Annotated in this window: 20 protein-coding genes; 19 read left to right on the plus strand and 1 reads right to left on the minus strand. The window is 34.1% G+C overall.

The window, feature by feature from the left end; genetic code table 11:
• The first annotated feature begins 81 nt into the window (after positions 1-81).
• The 8 genes from BELBA_RS04880 (at position 82) to BELBA_RS20075 (ending at position 8150) form a co-directional block, all read left to right on the plus strand.
• Positions 82-3357 (plus strand): PAS domain S-box protein, encoded by a 3276-nt coding sequence (locus BELBA_RS04880; protein WP_014771643.1) that lies wholly within the window; start codon positions 82-84, stop codon positions 3355-3357.
• A 117-nt stretch (positions 3358-3474) separates the two neighbouring features.
• Complete coding sequence (locus BELBA_RS04885) at positions 3475-4065, plus strand: LemA family protein (RefSeq protein WP_014771644.1); 591 nt, start codon at positions 3475-3477, stop codon at positions 4063-4065.
• Positions 4066-4075: 10 nt separating this feature from the next.
• Positions 4076-4510 (plus strand): TPM domain-containing protein, encoded by a 435-nt coding sequence (locus tag BELBA_RS04890; protein WP_014771645.1) that lies wholly within the window; start codon positions 4076-4078, stop codon positions 4508-4510.
• Between the two features lie 6 nt (positions 4511-4516).
• Positions 4517-5317 (plus strand): TPM domain-containing protein, encoded by an 801-nt coding sequence (locus tag BELBA_RS04895; RefSeq protein WP_014771646.1) that lies wholly within the window; start codon positions 4517-4519, stop codon positions 5315-5317.
• A gap of 98 nt (positions 5318-5415) precedes the next feature.
• The gene (locus BELBA_RS04900) at positions 5416-6048 is read left to right on the plus strand and encodes a hypothetical protein (RefSeq protein ID WP_014771647.1); all 633 of its coding nucleotides are present in this window, start codon (positions 5416-5418) and stop codon (positions 6046-6048) included.
• A gap of 101 nt (positions 6049-6149) precedes the next feature.
• On the plus strand, positions 6150-6671 hold the full coding sequence (locus BELBA_RS04905; RefSeq protein ID WP_014771648.1) for a CIA30 family protein: 522 nt from the start codon (positions 6150-6152) through the stop codon (positions 6669-6671).
• A gap of 63 nt (positions 6672-6734) precedes the next feature.
• Positions 6735-7535 carry a hypothetical protein gene (locus BELBA_RS04910; protein ID WP_014771649.1) on the plus strand — a complete coding sequence of 267 codons (801 nt, stop codon included), beginning with the start codon at positions 6735-6737 and terminating at the stop codon, positions 7533-7535.
• A gap of 291 nt (positions 7536-7826) precedes the next feature.
• Positions 7827-8150, plus strand: coding sequence for a sodium:calcium antiporter (locus BELBA_RS20075; RefSeq protein WP_342626404.1), 324 nt, complete (start codon positions 7827-7829; stop codon positions 8148-8150).
• Between the two features lie 11 nt (positions 8151-8161).
• Here BELBA_RS20075 and BELBA_RS04920 read toward each other — a convergent pair whose 3' ends face one another.
• A complete protein-coding gene (locus tag BELBA_RS04920; RefSeq protein WP_014771650.1) occupies positions 8162-8857 on the minus strand; it encodes a ComF family protein in 696 nt (231 codons plus the stop codon).
• An 82-nt stretch (positions 8858-8939) separates the two neighbouring features.
• On the opposite strand from BELBA_RS04920, the gene BELBA_RS04925 reads away from it, so the two are divergent.
• The 11 genes from BELBA_RS04925 (at position 8940) to BELBA_RS04975 (ending at position 21309) form a co-directional block, all read left to right on the plus strand.
• Positions 8940-9296 (plus strand): carboxymuconolactone decarboxylase family protein, encoded by a 357-nt coding sequence (locus BELBA_RS04925; protein ID WP_014771651.1) that lies wholly within the window; start codon positions 8940-8942, stop codon positions 9294-9296.
• Positions 9289-9651: a hypothetical protein gene (locus tag BELBA_RS04930; RefSeq protein WP_014771652.1), complete on the plus strand. Its 363-nt coding sequence runs from the start codon at positions 9289-9291 to the stop codon at positions 9649-9651. Before BELBA_RS04925 ends, BELBA_RS04930 begins: the two co-directional genes overlap by 8 nt.
• A gap of 12 nt (positions 9652-9663) precedes the next feature.
• Complete coding sequence (locus BELBA_RS04935; RefSeq protein WP_014771653.1) at positions 9664-10422, plus strand: exodeoxyribonuclease III; 759 nt, start codon at positions 9664-9666, stop codon at positions 10420-10422.
• 44 nt (positions 10423-10466) lie between these two features.
• Positions 10467-10868: an ATP-binding protein gene (locus tag BELBA_RS04940; RefSeq protein WP_014771654.1), complete on the plus strand. Its 402-nt coding sequence runs from the start codon at positions 10467-10469 to the stop codon at positions 10866-10868.
• A 1-nt stretch (position 10869) separates the two neighbouring features.
• Positions 10870-11295 carry an rRNA maturation RNase YbeY gene (ybeY, locus tag BELBA_RS04945; protein ID WP_014771655.1) on the plus strand — a complete coding sequence of 142 codons (426 nt, stop codon included), beginning with the start codon at positions 10870-10872 and terminating at the stop codon, positions 11293-11295.
• A gap of 75 nt (positions 11296-11370) precedes the next feature.
• A complete protein-coding gene (gene mnmG, locus BELBA_RS04950) occupies positions 11371-13236 on the plus strand; it encodes a tRNA uridine-5-carboxymethylaminomethyl(34) synthesis enzyme MnmG (RefSeq protein WP_014771656.1) in 1866 nt (621 codons plus the stop codon).
• A 1-nt stretch (position 13237) separates the two neighbouring features.
• Positions 13238-14134, plus strand: coding sequence for a class I SAM-dependent methyltransferase (locus BELBA_RS04955; RefSeq protein ID WP_014771657.1), 897 nt, complete (start codon positions 13238-13240; stop codon positions 14132-14134).
• Positions 14131-15855 (plus strand): Ig-like domain-containing domain, encoded by a 1725-nt coding sequence (locus tag BELBA_RS04960; protein WP_014771658.1) that lies wholly within the window; start codon positions 14131-14133, stop codon positions 15853-15855. The genes BELBA_RS04955 and BELBA_RS04960 overlap by 4 nt, the downstream gene beginning before the upstream one ends.
• A 508-nt stretch (positions 15856-16363) precedes the next feature.
• Entirely contained in the window at positions 16364-18118 is a 1755-nt protein-coding gene (locus BELBA_RS04965; protein ID WP_014771659.1) for an AMP-dependent synthetase/ligase, read from the plus strand.
• Positions 18119-18412: 294 nt separating this feature from the next.
• Positions 18413-18889: a MarR family winged helix-turn-helix transcriptional regulator gene (locus BELBA_RS04970; protein ID WP_041779525.1), complete on the plus strand. Its 477-nt coding sequence runs from the start codon at positions 18413-18415 to the stop codon at positions 18887-18889.
• Between the two features lie 14 nt (positions 18890-18903).
• Positions 18904-21309: a 3-hydroxyacyl-CoA dehydrogenase/enoyl-CoA hydratase family protein gene (locus BELBA_RS04975; protein WP_014771661.1), complete on the plus strand. Its 2406-nt coding sequence runs from the start codon at positions 18904-18906 to the stop codon at positions 21307-21309.
• The last annotated feature ends 33 nt before the right edge of the window (positions 21310-21342 follow it).

Below are 21342 nucleotides of genomic sequence, written 5' to 3' on the forward strand. Positions count from 1 at the left end.
AATTAGTATCTTTGATAGGTTAAATTTTTAAAAAATTAGTGAATTACAGTAAACAAAGTAAAATTTTAATCTAATAAAAAGATGTCTGAACAACCAAGATCAAGATTTCAGAATATTCTTCTTACACTGAAAAAATACCAAGACAGTACATTTGAACTTCTTTATATTTCTTCCGAAATCCGAGAAATAATCAATGGAGATACAAAGTTCTATAAAGAACATTTTTTTGAAAAAATCTTTCCGACACTCAAAAGGCCCATTTTTGACTACCTATTCAAAGCATTGGGAAATGGAGATAAATTTATTTGTCCAATTATCCTCAAAGAAAACCATTTTCTTTGGGTAGAAATTGAAGGCTATGTGATAAGCCAAGAAGACGGTTCTTACCTTATCAATGCACTTATTTCTCCTTTACAGACGGCAAGTAGCATCAAATATGCCTGGATCGTAGAAGGCACCAATCATTACCCAATTTTACAAGAAAGCAGTGAGTCTAGAACTTTTGAAAATTGGCAGCAATTGATCAAGTCAAAATTTTCATTTGTAGATAAAAAAGCGCTTCAGAATTTCGGAAAAAAATCTGATAATTCATTTATCACTATTTTTCCAAACCGCTTGTACCTAACAAAAAAAACGCTTCAAGGAGATATTTCTTTGATTCAACTAGAATATCATACATCACAGTCAGCAGTAGAAAAACAGCTCGTCGAAAATATCTCCAATAATCAAAATGGGAATTTGGTTTATTACGAACTAGATCGCAAAAAAAACGAACTTTCTATTTCTGGAGCGATAAAAAATGTCTTAGGTTATGACCCTTCCTATTTTGTAGATTTCTCTATCAAAGATTGGGAAGAGTTGATCCACCTCGATGACAGGGTTGTTTTCCAAAAAGGGTTTGAACATAGCAACACCATTATTTATAAATTTCTTCATGCTGATGGCAATTATATTTTCTTACAAGATGAAATTCGAAATTTCAATGGAGATGATTTGAACTCTGACATCATCTTGGGAGTGATTGGAGATATTTCTGAATTGAAAGAAATAGAAAAAGAACTAATTGACAACAAGACGATCTTGGACGAGCTAACGGGCGTTGTACCAGGAATAGTCTATATGTTGAAATCATTCCCGGATGGCACACATCAATATATTTTTGTAAGTGAAGGCAGTAAAGAATTGGCTGAAATAGAACCAAGGGATATCATACAGGACGAAAAAACATTTGAGAATTTAATTTTAAGCGAAGACCTCGAGTCCGTTTTAGCTGCAGACAGAAATGCCTACACCAAAAACCAAAAGTTCTCGTGTGAATTTAGGATCAAAACTACCTCCGGCAAGGAGAAATGGGTTTATGGCGCTTCAAACAGATTAAAAAAGTATCAAAAAGAATCTATTTGGGCTGGTATATTCATAGATATTACAGAAAGCAAAATCAAAGAAAAAGAATCTCGATTAAACCTCTTGAAATATAAATCCCTTTTTGATGAAAACCCACTAGCAATTTTTCATTTTGATCAGACTGGTAAAATCATTGCAGCAAATAAACAATTTATTTTAAGCCTCGGAGTTCAGGAGGAAAATCAAATCATAGGGAAAAACCTTTTTGATCTAGTCGATAATCACCCAATATCAAATACTTATCAATCTACAATCAACGAGGGATCAGGATACTATGAAGGTCCTTATATTAGTTATTTTTCCAAGCAATTATTCCACATAAGAGTCCGCGCAAAAGCAATTGGTGACAACAGTTTTGAAGCCATAATAGAAGATATCAACGAGCAAGAATATGTTCATAATGTCCTGGCTGAACTTACTGAGCGGACTTCCAAGTTTAGCGGACAGGAATTTTTTGATGCACTTACATTATTTCTATCTGAGAAAATGGGAATGGAATATTGCTTTATCTCTGAAGTGGAAGAGAACAATGAAAAAGCATCCGCTATTTCAATTTTTAAAAACGGGAAAAAACTCAAAAACTTCCGCTATGATATTGCCAATTCTCCTTGTGAAAAATGTCTAAGAAGTAATAGCCCACTAATAATTTTGCAAGATGTCCAAAAACAATTCCCACTAGATGAAGATTTGGTCAAAATGGACATTTCTGCTTACATGGGAGTAAGCATTTTGGATATCAATGATAATAAACTCGGGATGTTGGTATTGATGAATACCAAGCAAATTCAAGTCAGCACAGCTTATTCTGCTGTACTGAATGTGCTTGCTGATAGAATTGGTGCTGAATTGAGTAGATTATCTTACGAAAAACGACTTTTATCATCAGAACAACTATTTAGAAGTATAGCGGAGAATTTTCCGAAAGGAACAATAGAAGTTTTGGATAGAAACCTGATGTATGTGTATACAGACGGCAAAGAATATAGACAACAAGATATTGATCCAAGTTATTTAATTGGCACTTCGTTGATTGCCAAGTACACTCCAAAAATCGCTAATGAAGTCAACCTTCAGCTGAAGAAAGTATTGAAAGGAGAACAAGTGATGTTTGAGCTTGTGATCGGTGACCAATATTATCTGAAAAGTGGGGTTCCGCTGGTGAATAATCAAGGAGAAATTGATAGAATTCTCTTGGTTACCCAAAATATTACAGAAAGTAAAAATGCAGAGGAGGAAAGAAACCTATTAATCAAAGACCTCAAATCTCAGAATGAAGAACTTCAGCGTTTTGCCTATATCATTTCTCATAACCTAAGAGCCCCAATAGTCAATATTACTTCTCTTTTGGAATTATACAACAGCCTTGATCCTGCTGATAATGAAAATATTGAGATTATCGATAATTTAAGAATTTCAACTAGGATCTTAAACCACACCTTACAAGACCTTATTGATGTAGTCGCTATAAAAAAGAACAAGCTTCCGAAAATTGAAAAAGTTGATTTTGAGACAATTTCTGGAAACATAGAAAAGAGCCTCTCAAAACAACTAAAAGAAGCTAAAACAAAAATCTCTAAAGACTTTACAAAAAAATCTTACATCAATTATGTGTATTCACATTTGGAAAATTTCTTAATCAATCTGACTACAAATGCCATCAAGTATAAGCACCCTAAAAGAAACCTAAATATAAGTATCAAAACTTACGAAGAAGGGCATTTCACTGTAATCGAGTTTAAAGATAATGGCATAGGAATAGACCTAGAAAGGTATGGTGATCGATTATTTGGTCTTTATCAGAGATTTCATTCCCACGTGGAGGGAAAAGGCTTAGGTCTATATTTGGTCAGGGAACAAATTCGAGCACACGATGGCAACTTACATGTAGAAAGTGAAGTGGGGAAAGGCACAACCTTTTATATTTATCTTAAAAACCTCATCGGAAATACTTAAGATTTTGTCTTAAAAAGAAGAGAAGACTCAAGATATTTGAAAAAAACCCCATTTATAATAAACCTCTCTCGTAAATTTACGTCAAATACCTGCATTGTTTTTAAAAACACCAATTCTATGAAAAAAGCATTAATTCCTATTATCATCATTGCGCTGATCGGGCTATTCGTTTATACCAAAGCTGTTGGCGTATACAACACATTCGTACAAACCGAAGAAACTATCAACGGTGAATGGGCAGAAGTAGAAACTCAATATCAAAGAAGAGCTGACCTCATCCCAAACCTTGTCAATACAGTAAAAGGTTATGCTGATTTTGAGCAGCAAACTTTGACAGGAGTAATCGAAGCCCGTGCAAAAGCTACTTCCATCACCCTCCAAGCAGATGACTTGACTCCAGAGAATATTGCAAGGTTCCAAGAAGCTCAAGATCAATTAAGCGGATCACTCAGCAGGCTTCTAGTTGCTGTAGAAAGATATCCTGACCTAAAAGCAAATCAAAACTTCCTTGAACTTCAGGCACAACTTGAAGGCACAGAAAATAGAATTGCTGTAGCAAGAAGAAACTTCAACCAATCAGTTCAAAGCTACAACTCCAATCTTCGAACATTCCCAAATAATATTTTTGCTGGTTGGTATGGCTTTGAGCGAAAAGGCTATTTCGAAGCTTCGGCAGGAGCTGAAAATGCCCCAACTGTAGAATTCTAAAAAAATAAACATGGCCGAAAAATTATTCAGTAATTCTGATCGGGGTATTCTATTGGAGGCAATTAAAGCCGCAGAAAAAGAAACCTCGGGAGAAATCCAAGTTCACATCGAAAACCACTGCAAAGGTGATGTGCTAGACCGTGCTGCTGAAGTATTTGAAAAGCTCAAGATGCATAAGACAAAGCACCGCAATGCGGTGCTTTTCTATCTTGCTGTCGAAGAGCATAAGTTTGCCATACTTGGAGATGCTGGCATCAATAAAGTAGTCCCTGAAAACTTCTGGGAAAATATTAAAGAAGAAATGCTGCTCCATTTCAAAACTAGGGCTTTTACAGAAGGACTAAGAAAAGGCATAGAAATGTCTGGACAACAACTTCAGCAACATTTTCCATATGAACAAAAAGGAGACATCAATGAACTCCCCGACGAAATATCCTTTGGATAAGACATCATGACCAATAAACATCTCTTTACTACTCTTCTATTATTTACTCTTTCATTTGTAAGCTTGGCACAGGGTGATTTTCCAGAAAAACCAAACCCTCCTCGCTTAGTAAATGATTTTTCGAATACCCTTTCCGATACAGAAGTTCGGCAACTGGAAGGTAAACTTGTCGCGTACAATGACAGTACTTCCTCTCAAGTAAGCATCGTCTTGATCAATTCTGTTGGTCCGTATGATATCAGTGATTATACTTTTCAATTGGGAGAAAATTGGGGAATAGGAAGAAAAGACCTTGATAATGGTATTTTAATCTTAGCCGCTATGAAAGATCGAAAAGTCTTTATTGCGACGGGATATGGTATGGAAGGAGCAATTCCAGATGCTTTGGCGAAAAGGATAGTGGATCAACTAATCGTGCCTAATTTCCGGATGGAAGATTACTATACAGGTTTGGATAAAGCCACAGATATGATATTTAAGCTTGCATCTGGAGAATACGAGGCAGAAAAAGTAACTTCCTCAGGAAATTCCGGTGGAGCTTTACTGATGTTTTTGTTTTTTATTTTCGTTTTTGTGATACTACCTCTCATCAGAAACCGCAAGGACAATGACAACCACATGGGTGGTAAAGGTGGCGGAGTAGATCTTTTCACAACCATAATGCTTGCAAATATGCTAGGCGGTGGAAGCAGAGGTAAATTTGGAGACTTTTCTTCAGGAAGAGGAGGTTTTGGTGGCGGTGGCGGTTCATTCGGCGGATTTGGTGGGGGTAGCTTTGGCGGTGGCGGTGCTGGAGGAAGTTGGTAATAGATTTATTCCTTTTATTTTGATCTAACCACAATGATGTTTGAAAAAAAATCTTTAAATAGATACAAGACATCTATAAACAGGTTATTCAGCCAGAAATGATAAATTTTGAGAATATAAAGACCTTTTCTTCTGAGATTCCAGATACTTATGGTTTTTTATGGACACCTGAAGAAGTCGAAAAGCTACCACAAGAACATAAAGACCAGATTTATTTTCTAAATGAAGATGCAGGTCAATTCCTTAAAAATTATATCAGCAGCTCAAAAATGGCCACCGGACCTAGTTGGAAACCATTTAATGATAAATATTTCAACACCATTGAGGAATTTCAGGTAAATGAAAATAGTGATGATGAAATTAAAAAATGGCTTTATAATAAGCCAATTCGTTTTGACAAGTTTGTTTATCTTCAAAATGAAAGCAATGGCCATTTTGCAACGCTGACATGGAAAATGATCATTAAATATTGGAAAGATTTTTTCTTTGCAGACGACTTACTGATTTTTGATGAGACACTTAATTGGGGTCTTTATTACTTCCACGAAAACAACTTATTTTTTGCAACTGATAAAATCTATGACAAGGAGTTCGAATATCAAAGAATTAAAGATCTCAAAGAGTTGAAAGACAAGTTTTTCAATAAAGACAACCTTAATTTTACAAAAGAAGAAAAAAGGGAAGCAGTCAGAAACTTCAAAGAGAAATATAATACGGACAGTATCGAATAAAGAAAATCTCTCATTAAATTGAAGTCTATTTAGATTAAAAACTATTTGAAGCTGAGTAAGTTAATTATTTAGAACTTAAAATTGATTAACGAACAACAGCAATGAAATCCATATTTTTGACACTTTTAATGATGAACAGTTTAGTAATATTTGATTTTGCTTCTTCTAAAGATTGGACTGTCTGGGAAATAGAGAATGACGTAGTCATGGGTGGAAAATCTAAAAGTAAAATCTCACGAAGTCAATCCGGTCATGCTATTTTTACTGGAGATGTTTCCTTGGACAATAATGGTGGATTTGCGTCAATGCAATATCATTTTAATCCCAAGGACATTAGTGGTTTTGAAAAGGTCATCATCAGATTAAAAGGAGATGGAAAAGAATATCAATTCAGAATAAAAGCCAATTTGAAAGAAAGAGCCTCCTATGTAAAAACTTTTCAAACAACTGGAGAATGGCAAACCATAGAAATTCCTCTTAACAAAATGGAACCCACTTTCCGAGGAAATATGCTGAATCAGCCGAATTTTAATGCCAATCAAATTCAAGAAGTTAGATTTATGATTGGTAATGGAAAAGCAGAAAGCTTTAAATTAGAAATTGAAAAGATTGAGTTACAATAGTCATTTCAGATACGACTAAGATTAAAATTACCTATCTTAAAGCAGTACTTAATCAATTATTTTATGAATTTTCTAAAAAAATCTCGCTCATTATCAGCCCTTTTCTCACTTGCACTTACTTTTTCTCTTGCTTCTTCCTGTATAGAAAATGAATCTACAAATGATTCAGAAAATGAAAGTAGGTTCAATAATTCAGAAATTATATTTCTATTGATAGATGAAAGCAGCATTGATAATGGAAATGAACCAAATAATTTTTCAGAAATCGAGGTCAATGATAATATTGCAGAAATAGGACAGAGACAAATTCTAAAATATTTTCTTGAAAATACTGGGAGGACAATTGATCTTTTCACTGGACAAGTTGGTGATGAAGGTTGGTTTGCTCCAAAAAGTATCCCCAGTAGTTGGATCAATGCTGGGCCAACTAAAAATGGCTTACAAAATTATTTAACGCCTGGACCTGGTCTTGGAGCTTCAGGCGATGATCCTGAAGTTTTGCTGGATGAAATCCCAAATGTAACACCACTTAGAGCCACAGGATTGAAGATGTTGGAAGGTGAAACAGTGTACGCTCTAGTTTATGACAGCGATATTTCTATAAATTATAGTCCTTTAGTAGGAAATCTTCAAGGTTCAAATTTAGGAATAGTAGCATTTGATGTGCTGAATGTAACAAGACGGATGGATGGATCCACTTCAGATTTACCAAGAGTAACTGTTAGAATCCGAAATGCTACAGAAGTGAAAAACTTGAATTTGGGGTTATTTTCTAATGCTCCCATACCACAATCTTCTTCGGAGCCTTTTGATATTAACCCACCCGCTACTGTACCTTCTGTCAATATAAACCCTGCAGAATGAAATCATCGCTATAAGTTAAAGCACCAAAAAGTTTCTTTTTAAAAAATCTCCTTAAAGCTTATTGGAATAATGTCTCTTTAGAAAATACCATCTGAAATATAGGACGAAAAAAGATTATGATTAATTACAAACATTTACATTTGAGTCAAATAAAATGTCTCTATGGTAGTTCAGGTTCTGTTAGTAATCTTTGGTTAAGCAGGCTTGATTCTGGGAGGACAGCTTGTAGTGCTCAACAGTGTAAATATTGCAAACAGCTAAGGCGTAAGTGAAAAAATCATTGGACTCACAATTGTAGCAGCGGGAACATCTTTACCAGAACTTATCACCTCTATAGTAGCAGCAACAAAGAAAAATAGTGATATAGCAATTGGAAATGTAATAGGCTCAAATATTTTCAATATTCTATTAATACTGTCAATAAGTGGGGTAGTAAACCCAATCGCATACAACTCAAAATTCAATTTGGACTTTTTCATTTTGATAGGAGGTACTCTTTTTCTTATAGTAGCTATGTTCACTGGAAAAAGAAAGAAACTTGACAGATGGGAGGCAGCTATTTTAGTACTATTCTATCTCTTATATACTGGTTATTTGATCATTAATGAATTATAAATAAAGTCTATTCAGAATCGACCAGCGGCTATTACTGCCAAATCAACCAACTTAGCATTTGCTGCCAAAAGTACATTGGCGCATGATGTTAATGTAGCCCCTGTAGTCATTACATCATCTACCAAGAGGATTTGTTTATCTTTTAAATCAATCGATTTGTTTGCAGAAAATACTTCTGATACATTTTTAATCCGTTCTATTCTCGATTTTTTTGTCTGGGTTTCAGTAAACTGAGTCCTAATTAACCCCAGATTCATAGGGATTTCCAAAACTCCCGCTATTCCTTGAGCGAATTGTTCACTTTGATTATACCCTCTCCTTCTTTGTTTTTGAGGATGTAGGGGCACAGGCACTACCATGTCCCAATTTGCGTGGAAACCATGTTTTTTCAGTAAATGACCATAAATTGTTCCCAATTCCAAACCAACTTCTGGTTTATTTTTATACTTCAATTGATGTAGCAGTTTTTGACTCATTCCATGTTTTGTAAATCTAAGAAATGACATTACCAAGTTTGGATTTGTTAAGCCCATCACTTTAACTACCAAATCATTATTTTGTGGTTGCAAGTGATAATTGGTAATAGGCAAAGAACCAATACAGACTTTGCAGAGCTGATTTTCGAAGTCAAATAGACTTCTTTTGCAGACGCAGCAGGTTTTCGGAAAAACCAGAGCCAAAAAATCTTCAAAAAAAGTGAAACGCATATCCAAAAAGGCTTGTTAGAACTGAATGACAGCAAAATACCTGTTATATTTGCTGGTTATATAAATACTTATCTAAAAGTTAATGAATTTAATAGAAGAATTCAACGATTACAGAAGTCGAATGAATGAAAAAATCATGTCGGCTGACAATAAAGTCATAAAGCGTTTCTTTAACCTTGATACCAATGCTTACTCAGAAGGAGCTGTAGATGTCAAAACAAAAGAAATGATAGGTCTTGCTTGCTCAATGGTGCTCCGCTGTGATGATTGTATCAAATATCATCTTGGCAAATCCTATGAAGCAGGATTAAGTAAAGAAGAAGTTTTTGAAGTATTTTCGATTGCTACACTCATTGGTGGATCTATTGTAATCCCACATTTGAGAAGAGCTGCAGAATATTGGGAACTGTTAGAAGAAGAAGGAAAAAAGCATGTATAAAAAAGATCTTGATCTTGAAAAACGTTGGTCCAAACTCCTAGTTGGTATTCAAGAACTAGTAGGAAAAAAGCCTGCCGATCTTAATGGTGTTTTGTTTTTAATTGGTGTTCAAGAGTTAGGACAGGGAAATAAGACATTTACCAAAGAGCAAAAACAAGACTTGATGCATATCGCAATTTGTAAAGTACTCAGCTCAGCTGGCTTTTATGAATTGGATTATATAGACCAAGATGGTTGGCCACATTGGAAACTTGTGGGAAAGCTCCCTCATTTTGATGTTTTAGAACAAGAAAAACTTCTAAAGCTTCATGTATTGGAATATTTTGAACAAGAATTTGAAATAGAGATCAAATAAAATCTAAATTCAATGAAAATCGTATCCTATAACGTCAATGGAATAAGAGCTGCCTTGAACAAAGGCTTCGCAGATTGGCTAAAAGCAACTGATCCAGACATCATAGGCTTGCAAGAAGTAAAAGCACTCGAAAATCAAATAGACAAAAGCATATTTGAAGATCTAGGCTACCAAATAAGTTGGTTTCCTGCAGTAAAAAAAGGCTATAGTGGGACAGCTATACTTTCCAAACAAAAACCAAAGCATGTAGAATTTGGAATAGGCTATCAAGATTATGATGATGAAGGAAGATTAATTAGAGCAGATTTTGATGAATTCTCATTTATCTCTGCTTATTTTCCTTCAGGAACTACAGGGGATATTAGGCAAGATTTCAAATATAAGTTTTTGGATGACATATATGGTTACACACAAGATTTAAGCAGAAAATTTCCTAATTTGATAATAAGTGGAGATTATAACATTTGTCATAAGCCTATAGATATTCACAATCCTATCTCCAACAAAAACTCTTCTGGTTTCTTACCAGAAGAAAGAGCATGGATGGACAAATTTACTGAAAGTGGATTTATAGACACTTTTAGAGAACATAATCAAGAACCACATCAATATACTTGGTGGAGCTACAGAGCAGGAGCAAGAGCCAAAAACTTAGGTTGGAGAATAGACTATCACATGGCGACGCCATCAATAGCATCAAAAGTAAAAAGAGCAATCATATTACCAGAGGCACATCACTCAGATCACTGTCCAATTATGATCGAACTTTAGATAAGAATATTTAAGTAAAACATTAATTATACAACAAAAGCTTCATGAAATCTATAAAAATTTCAATCCCTTCTCTAATAGAGAATATTAAAATCATAGAAAGCTTCATTGATAATGCGAAAGAAAGATTCCACATCGATGATGATATCTATGGAAATATTATGATTTCCGTTACTGAATGCGTGAGTAATGCTATTCTTCACGGAAATAAGGGAGATGCTTCTAAAAATGTAGATCTGGAGCTACACTTTGATGAAGAAGAAATAAAATTTATCATCAAGGATGAAGGTAGTGGATTTGAATTTGATGAATTGAAAGACCCAACAGCTCCGGAAAATTTGGAAAAAGCAGGTGGAAGAGGAATATTTATCATGAAGCATCTTGCAGATGATGTGAGTTTTGAAGAAGAAGGAAGAAAAACTATTTTAAAATTTTATATGTATTAAAATGGCAATTCAATTCTTTGATGAAGATTCAGGTTTCAAATTGAAAGATAAAAACCTTCATAAAAAGTGGCTAAAAGAAATAGCAGCAAAAGAAGGTTACCAAATCGGAGAACTTACTTACATATTTTGTACAGATGAATACCTATTCAATATCAATGTAGAATATCTAAATCACGATACTTATACAGACATCATCACTTTTGATAACTCAGAAGATGAAGAAATGATAGAAGGAGATATATTCATCAGTATAGACAGAGTAAAAGAAAATGCCATAAAAGAAGATATAGAATTCTACAAAGAACTTCACCGAGTAATGAGTCATGGTGTTTTGCATTTGATGGGATACAAAGACAAAAGCCTAGAAGATATTAAAATGATGAGAGAAATGGAAGACCAATCTATTTCTCTTTATAAAAATATATAAACGTTCCACGTGAAACATGTAGAGTTTTAGAATTAAGATTCCAAACTGTTTCACGTGGAACATCAAAAACAAATTATGTTTCCACAATACGATGTAATAGTAGTAGGGGCAGGTCATGCAGGTTGCGAAGCTGCACATGCTTCAGCAAAGATGGGTTCTAAGGTACTTCTGTGTACTATGAACATGAACACTATTGCCCAAATGTCATGTAATCCTGCTATGGGAGGGGTTGCAAAAGGACAAATTGTAAGAGAAATCGATGCTCTTGGAGGAATGTCAGGGATAATTTCAGACAAATCCATGATTCAATTTAGAATGTTAAATAGATCAAAAGGGCCTGCAATGTGGTCACCAAGAACCCAAAATGATAGAATGCGCTTTGCAGAAGAATGGAGATTAGCCTTAGAGAATACACCAAATGTAGATTTTTGGCAAGAAATGATTACGGGTCTAATTGTAAAAGATAAACGAGTAACAGGAGTAAGAACAAGCATAGGTCTTGAAATTCTTGCTAAATCAGTAGTACTTACAAACGGGACGTTTTTAAACGGATTGATTCATATAGGGGAGAAGCAATTTGGAGGAGGAAGAACAGGGGAAGGAGCAGCAAGAGGAATAACAGAACAATTGGTTCAACTCGGTTTCGAGGCAGGAAGAATGAAAACAGGAACGCCACCAAGAGTTGATGGTAGATCTCTCGATTATACGAAAATGGAAATTCAATATGGTGACGAAAACCCCGAAAAATTCTCCTATTCTGACGAAACAAGACCCTTAGAAAAACAACATACCTGCTGGATTACTTATACAAATAAAGAAGTACATAACACCCTAGAAACTGGATTCAATAGATCACCAATGTTTAATGGTAGAATTCAAGGCTTAGGGCCGAGATATTGCCCTTCTATTGAGGATAAAATCAATAGATTTGCTGAAAGAGAAAGACATCAAATATTTGTTGAGCCAGAAGGATGGAATACAGTAGAAATGTACGTCAACGGATTTTCTACATCCCTGCCAGAAGATGTACAATATGAAGCCATGCGGAAAATCCCTGGATTTGAGAATGCTAAAATGTTCCGACCAGGCTACGCGATTGAATATGATTTCTTCCCACCCACTCAACTTAAATTAACCTTAGAAACCCAATTAATTGAAAATTTATATTTCGCTGGACAAATCAATGGGACAACAGGATATGAAGAAGCAGCATCTCAAGGTCTCGTTGCAGGAATAAATGCTTCTTTAAAAGTGGAAGAAAAAGATCCCTTCCTATTGAAAAGATCTGATGCATACATCGGAGTTCTAATAGATGATCTAATCAATAAAGGCACAGAGGAACCCTACCGAATGTTCACATCAAGAGCAGAATTTAGACTACTACTAAGACAAGATAATGCAGATTTGAGATTAACTGAACTCGGACACAAAATAGGTCTTGCAAGTGATCAGAGATTGGAGAAAATGATAGACAAAAAATCAGATACTCAAAAGCTAATTAATGACCTCAAACAGAAAAAACTATCTCCTGAAATAATCAATGAAGGTTTAGAAAATCTAGAAACAGCAACTATAAAAGAAAAGGTAACTATTGATAAATTGTTAAAAAGACCTCAATTAGGTTTAAAAGATATCATGGAGTTTGATAACGAATTCAAACAATATCTATCAAAATACAGCAAAGAAGTGTTAGAACAGGCAGAGATTCAAATCAAATATGAAAGCTACATAGAAAAAGAATCACAAATGGTAGAAAAACTTTCTAACATGGAAAATTATAAAATTCCTTTAAGTTTTGATTACTTATCTATAACGGCATTATCAGCAGAAGGAAAGCAAAAACTGAATAAAGTAAAGCCAGAAACATTAGGTCAAGCATCAAGAATAAGTGGTGTATCTCCAGCCGATTTATCGATATTGACAGTTTATTTAGGAAGATAATATGAACAAAAGATTAACCAAATGCCCACTCTGTAAAAGTGGGCTTTTTCTTAATCATTTCTATGCTACAGATCATTCTGTAAGCAAGGAAATTTTTCGTCTATGTAAATGCAGCAACTGTGAATTAATTTTTACAAACCCAAGACCAGACAAATTATCAATAGGAAAATATTATCAATTTGAAGACTATATATCTCACCAAGACAAGTCAAATAATATTACCAATAGATTATATAAACAAGTAAGAAAAATAACACTTAACAGTAAAATTAAACTTTTAAAAAAATACACGCTATCCAATTCTAATATTCTTGATTACGGTTGTGGAACAGGCTATTTTCTACAAAAAGCACAAGAAAATGGTTATAAAATAGATGGAATAGAGCCTAACAATAAAGCAAGAGAAATAGCAGGATCACTTGGTTTGAAGATATCAAAGCAAATAGATGAAATAGAAGATTCTAAAAAATTTGATACCATTACATTATTTCATGTGTTGGAACATATACATGGTTTGAGAAAAACACTTCAAAGTCTACTAAAAAAATTAAAAAAAGAAGGTACATTAATTATTGCAGTTCCTAACATTGATTCATGGGATGCAAAACACTACAAAGAAAACTGGGCAGCATTAGATGTTCCAAGACATCTGTATCATTTTAATCAAAAAAGTATGTCATTTTTAGCAGAAGAAATGAAACTTTCTATCGTTGATAAAAAACCAATGCCATTTGACAGCTATTATGTTTCCATATTATCAGAGCAACATATTCATCCAAATGAAAGTACTTTAAAAACTTACCTAAAAGCTGTAAAGAATGGTTTCATTTCAAACAAATGGGCAAAATCTAATGAAAATAATTACTCTAGTATATTATATATTTTAAAGAAGAAATGAAATTATTAATTAAAATATTCTCAATAATTATCATTATAATTTTATATTCTTGTGCAAAACAAAACACTCCAATGGGTGGAGATAAAGATGAAACACCACCAGAATTACTTTCTATCAAACCAATTAATGAATCAACAAACATTAAACCTGAAACAATAGAACTTGAATTCAACGAATTTATAAAAATTGAAACACCCAATAAACTAATTATTGTCACACCAAGAATAAACAAAGATGAAATGATTGTAACTGCTTTAAAAAATAAAGTAGTTATCAAACTTAATCAAGAACTTGAAGACAGTACAACATACGTATTCAATTTTCAAAAAAGTATTCAAGATATTACAGAAAGCAATCCTGCAGAGAATTTGAAGCTTGTGTTTTCCACAGGTGAATATATTGATAGTCTAAAACTAAAGGGAAATGTTACTTACACATTTCCACCAAAAGAAAAATTCATTAAAGATGTATTAATAGGTCTTTATGAAAAAAATGATACAACAGACGTACTCACAGCAGCACCTTATTACATAGCAGCAGCTGATAGTTCTGGCAATTTTGAGATCACCAATATCAAAGCTGGTGAATATAGAGCATATGCTTGGTTTGATTCAAATAACAACCTTAAAGCTGAAGATAAATCCGAACCTTATGCCTTTTATGGAGATACAATAACGATTAAAGATAATCTTGAAGGAATAGAATTTACATTATCAAAAGCAGATATTTCAGAATTAAAAATTAACAGATCATCAACAGTAGGACAAAACTACGACCTAGTTTTAAGCAAATATCCTACAGATATCAAAATAGAACATCAGGATATAAATCAGAAACTATTTTATAGACAAACAGAAAAAAATCTTAGACTATATCATACAGAATTAAGAAATGACAGCATACAAGCAAGAATAATACTTAAAGATTCTGTTGGTTTTTCATTAGATACAATGGTCTATCTTAAATTTGAAGAAAGTGATAGAATTAAAGAAAAATTAGAGCAATCTATAAATTCAGGATTAGGATTTCTTAATGAAATTAAAGCAGAATTAACATTTAACAAACCTATCTCAGAAATCAATTTAGATTCGCTTTTTGTCAAATATGATACAGCATCTATCATTAAAATAGAAAGAGATTGGATTTATCTAAAGGATAGTACAAATTACACAAAAATCAATATTGATATCCCCATCACAGATAGTTTAACGAATTCTACATTTACAATATTTGCAGCAGATTCTACTTTTAAAGATGTTGAAGGACTTTACAATGAAAATAAAATAGAAGCTAATTATAAAAAATTAGCTTCAGAAACACTAGTGACATCTTTGGACGTAACAATAGATACTGATTTCAGACCTTTATTAATACAACTTTTAGATAAAAATGGATCAAAAGTTTATAAAGAGGCATATCTAGAAGAAACAAATAAACATTCATTTAAAGATTTTGAAGCAGGAACATACACATTAAGAGTTATACTTGACGAGAATGGAAATAAAAGATGGGATCCTTCTAATATGCTACAAAACAAGCAAGCTGAGAAAGTCTATTATTATAGAAATCCAAATGACACTAAATCAATGGATATCATCGTAAAAGCAGGATGGACAAATGATATTCTCGTAATAACAAAATCAATTAATAATCTACCATCTGACACTACCGAAAATACAGAAGATATCAAATTAATAAGAGAAGAAAACGAAAGAAACTAGAGCAGAAAGCTCTTTGGACAAACGTTAAAATGTGAATAATATCAAGTCGAAATGTGAATAACTGTCAATAACATTTTAATAACTTAATAGATATACACAGATAAAACATCTCAAATAAAATATTTGAAACAAAATGAGGATAAGTCTAAAATTATAAACAGAAATCCACATTTTCAAACACATAAAGATATAGACAAATAGCAATAAAAAATTATAAACATATAAATCATAACAAATACGTATAAACTTCATTTTCAAAATTTTAAACAAATTATTTTTGTTGGTAAAAGGTGGATAACATCAATTATAGAGCACTTACCTCAGTGGGGAAATAAAAGACATTTTATTATCCACAAATCCACACCTTAATACCTTTAACTATTTCTTTTAAATAATTAACCGATTGAAGATAAAGAACGGTGGATAACTCATAAAAAAACGAACCTTGTTTTCTTCACTACATTTTTATAATTTGAATGACCCTAACAAACCCAAAAACTAAAGGATCATGCAGATTAATCGAATTTTTGATATCATCAATTACCAGATAGCAACTTATGACAAAGAAATAGCTTTGGCTCAAAAACTAAATGGAGCTTGGAAAACCTATTCTTCTAAGGAATTTAAGTCTATTGTAGACAATTTGAGTTTGGCTTTTATCTCTGCTGGAATAGCACCAAGTGAAAAAGTAGCTATTATTTCAGACAACAGACCTGAATGGAATTTTATTGATTTGGCACTCCAGCAAATCGGAGCGATATCCGTCCCCATGTATCCGACAATTTCTGCTGATGATTATAAATATATTTTTGAGCATGCTGAAGTGAAAATGGTATTTGTTGGAAACGATGAAATCTACCAAAAAGCGAAAATTGCTACAGAAGATACTGAGATCAAAATTCTTTCTTTTGATCAATTGGATGCTTGTCAGAATTGGGAAGATTTCATGAAATCCGGAGAATCTGGAAACTTGGCTGATCTTGAATCCAAAAAAGAAAAAATCAAATCTGACGATCTTTTTACTATCATTTATACTTCTGGTACGACTGGCCGACCAAAAGGAGTTATGTTAAGTCACAGAAATATCATTCACAACTTAATGGCTGTGGAAGATAGATTAGTTATTCCAAAAGGAACATCAAAAGCATTAAGTTTTTTACCCCTTTGTCATATTTACGAACGTACGGGATCATTTTGTTTTATGTATATGGGGGTTTCCATTTACTATGCTGAAAGCATGGAAACAATTGGTGAAAACCTCAAAGAAGTTCAGCCTCAAGTTTTCAATACAGTGCCAAGGCTATTGGAGAAAGTTTATGATAAAATCGTCGCTAAAGGTTATGATTTGACAGGTTTAAAAAGGTCATTATTTTTTTGGGCATTAAATTTAGGATTAAAGTACGAACCCAATAAGTCCCAAGGATTTTGGTATGATTTCCAACTAAACTTGGCAAATAAAATCATATTCAGCAAATGGAGAGAAGCTTTAGGTGGTAATATCTTACAAATCAATTCTGGAGCATCAGCTTTGCAACCTCGTTTGGCAAGAGTTTTTTGGAGTGCCGGGATTCCAGTCTGTGAAGGATATGGATTGACAGAGACTTCACCTGTGGTTTCAGCTTCTGTTTGTAATCTGAGAGATATTCGAATAGGATATGTTGGGAAATTAGTCAATGAAGTTCAAGTTAAAATCGCTGAAGACGGAGAAATCCTGGTCAAAGGACCGAATGTCATGCAAGGATACTACAAACAGCCTGATATGACCAACGATGTCATCAAAGATGGTTGGTTCCATACTGGAGATATTGGAGAGCTTCACGAAGGAGATTACTTGAAAATTACCGATAGGAAAAAAGAGATGTTCAAGACATCTGGTGGAAAATACATTGCGCCACAGCCAATGGAAAATAAATTCAAGGAATCTTCCCTTATTGAGCAATTGATAGTGGTTGGAGAAAATAAGAATTATCCTGCTGCATTAATTGTCCCTAGCTTCGATGGTCTGAGAGAATATTGCAAGCATAAGGATATCCCATATACTTCTGACGAAGAAATGATCCAAAAGCCTGATATGATTGAAAAGTATCAAAGAGAGATCGATCAATTGAACAAGTATTTTGGAAAATGGGAGCAAATCAAAAGATTCAAATTACTTCCAAAGTCTTGGGGAATAGAATCTGGTGAAATGACGCCTACAATGAAACTGAAGAGAAAAGTCATTCACAGTAAATTTGAAAAAGAGATCGAGGGACTATATAGTTAATTGAGTTATCAATTGAATAGTTAAAAAAGTGATTAAAAGATTCAACATAATCTTTTAATCACTTTTTCTATTTAGTAAAGATTCAAATTTTTTAAGAAACTTATTTTGGTATGATCGGTTTTCTATACCATTTTATATTAAAATTCGTAGTAAATAATATTAAATCAGAATAATATTTCTTTATAGTAAAATAAAACATTTTTATATTTCTTCTGCATGCATAACTTTTTTGAAAAATAGTATGTATGCATAACAAATTTTTCCTAAATTGTACATGTAAATATCAATATGCCTATGAAACGTGAAGAAACGGTAGATTTCCATATTAAAAGCTCTTGGCATGCGATCTCTAGAATGTACAATCAGAAGGCAGCTTTAGAGGATTTTACTGCGTCTATCGGCTATGTTTTGATCAATATCAATTCAAAAGATGGAACACCTGCAACTAAAATCGCTCCACTGATGGGACTGGAAGCTCGTAGCTTGACTAGGATGCTTAAGACCATGGAGGAAAAAGGATTGATTTATAGAAAGCAGGATCCCGTGGACATGAGGTCAGTCAGAATTTATTTGACTGATGAAGGAAAACGAAAGAAAGAAATCTCTGTTGAAACCATAAAGAATTTCAACGTTCATGTTAGAGAAGAAGTCACTGAAGAAGAATTAGATACATTTTTCAAAGTCTTCCATAAAATCAATCAAACAATAGAAAAAATTCAATTAGAAACGATAAACCCAAATCAGTACAAGAGTAAAGTGTACGAACTCTAAACCAATATAATCTTATGAAAAAAACAATTCAAAAAGTTGCCATTTTAGGTTCAGGAGTGATGGGATCGAGGATTGCTTGCCACTTCGCCAATATCGGTGTGCAGGTCTTGCTTCTTGATATCATTCCACGGGAACTTACTGATGATGAAAAGAAAAAGGGACTCAGCCTTGAGGACAAAGTAGTAAGGAATAGGCTTGTAGATACCGCTTTGCAAACTACACTGAAGAATAAGCCGGCATCGCTTTATGATTCAGCCAATGTAGAAAGAATTACAACAGGAAATTTTGAAGACGATTTGCCAAAAATCAAAGATTATGATTGGGTAATGGAAGTTGTCGTAGAAAGATTGGATATCAAACAATCACTTTTTGAAAAAGTAGAGAAATACAGAAAGCCTGGGACATTGATTACTTCGAATACTTCTGGAATTCCAATGCAGCTAATGTGTGAAGGTAGGTCAGAAGATTTTCAAGTCAATTTTGCAGGAACGCATTTTTTCAATCCTCCGAGGTATTTGAGATTATTGGAAATTATCCCTGGGCCAAAAACCAATCCTGAAATCATCGATTTTTTGATGGATTATGGAGATAGATTTTTAGGAAAAGAAACCGTTTTGTGTAAAGATACTCCTGCTTTTATTGCCAATAGAATCGGTGTCTATGCGATAATTTCAGGAATGCATGCCATTGAGAAAATGGGATTGGGTGTCTCTGAGGTAGATAAATTAACTGGTACGATTATCGGTCGTGCAAAGTCTGCTACTTTCCGAACTATGGATGTTGTTGGCTTGGATACGACAGTAAATGTTGCCAACAATCTCTACAAAACACTCGAACATGATGAATCCAGAGACAAATTTAAATTACCAAATATTGTCAAAGTACTTTATGACAACAAATGGTGGGGAGATAAGACAGGCCAAGGTTATTTCAAAATGATCCGTCATGATGATGGAAGAAAAGAATTGAAAGAGCTTGATCTAAAAACTTTTGAATACAAGGATGCAGAAAAACCAAAATTCAAAGCTTTGGAAGCTTCCAAAGAAATTGAGGACCTGAAGAAGAGAATCAAGTTTTTGGTCAATTTCGATGACAGAGCAGGAGAGTTTTATAGAGCATCATTCTATGATCTTTTCAAATATTGTTCACACAGAATCCCGGAAATTTCCGATGAAACATACAGGATAGATCAGGCAGTTTGTGCTGGTTTTGGTTGGGAACTTGGACCATTTGAGACATGGGATATTCTTGGAGTAAAGGAGACTGTAGAGAAAATGGAGGCAGCGGGCGAAAAGGCAGCAGCTTGGGTTCATGATATGCTCAATGCAGGACATGAATCATTCTATAAAGTAGAAGCTGGACAGAAGAAATTCTACGATGTCAAGTCTAAAGCTTATTTACCGATTCCTGGACAAGAAGAGTTTATCATCCTTGACACGCTCAAAGCGGCAAATAAGAAAATTTGGGGCAATGCAGGAGCGACTATTTATGATATCGGAGATGATGTAATTGGCTTGGAATTCCATACCAAAATGAATTCTCTTGGTCAAGAAGTAATCGAAGGGATCAATACAGCCATTAACATGGCCGAGAAATCTTACAAAGGATTGGTCATTGGAAATGAAGGTGCTAATTTCTCCGCAGGTGCGAACCTTGCAATGCTGTTTATGTTTGCAGGAGATCAGGAATATGATGAGATCAATCTGATGATAGCAGGATTCCAGAATACGATGATGCGTGCAAGATATTCATCGATTCCAGTAGTTGTTGCACCGCACAATATGGCATTGGGTGGCGGATGTGAATTGTCACTTCATGCTGATGCAGTTCAAGCACATGCAGAATTGTATATGGGTTTGGTTGAATTTGGTGTAGGATTGATTCCAGCAGGAGGTGGTACCAAGGAGATGACTTTGAGATTCTCAAAAGATATCAAAGATGGTGATGTAGAGTTGAATAGACTTCAAGAGTATTTTATGAATATCGCAACAGCTAAAGTTTCCACTTCAGCAGAAGAAGCAAGAGGATTGGGATACCTACAAGTCAAAGATTCCATTACTTTGAACAGAAAACGTCAACTGGCAGAAGCCAAGGCTAAAGTATTGTCATTGTATGATGCTGGATACACTCAACCTATTCAGCAAACGGATATTAAGGTTCTAGGAAAAACCTCTTTGGCATTGTTTGAAGCTGGAATTACAGGGATGCAATATGGAAAATACATCTCTGACCATGATGCGAAGATTGCAAGAAAATTAGCTTGGGTGATGTCTGGCGGTGATCTATCAGCACCAACACTTGTCAGCGAACAATTCCTTCTAGATCTCGAAAGAGAAGCTTTCTTAAGCTTAACAGGCGAGAAAAAGACACTCGAAAGAATACACAGTATTCTGTTCAAAGGCAAACCGCTGAGGAATTAGAGATGTTAGACGTGGTCAAAGAAATAGGAAGCG

Origin of the sequence: Belliella baltica DSM 15883, assembly GCF_000265405.1 — a bacterium.
Lineage (GTDB): Bacteria > Bacteroidota > Bacteroidia > Cytophagales > Cyclobacteriaceae > Belliella > Belliella baltica.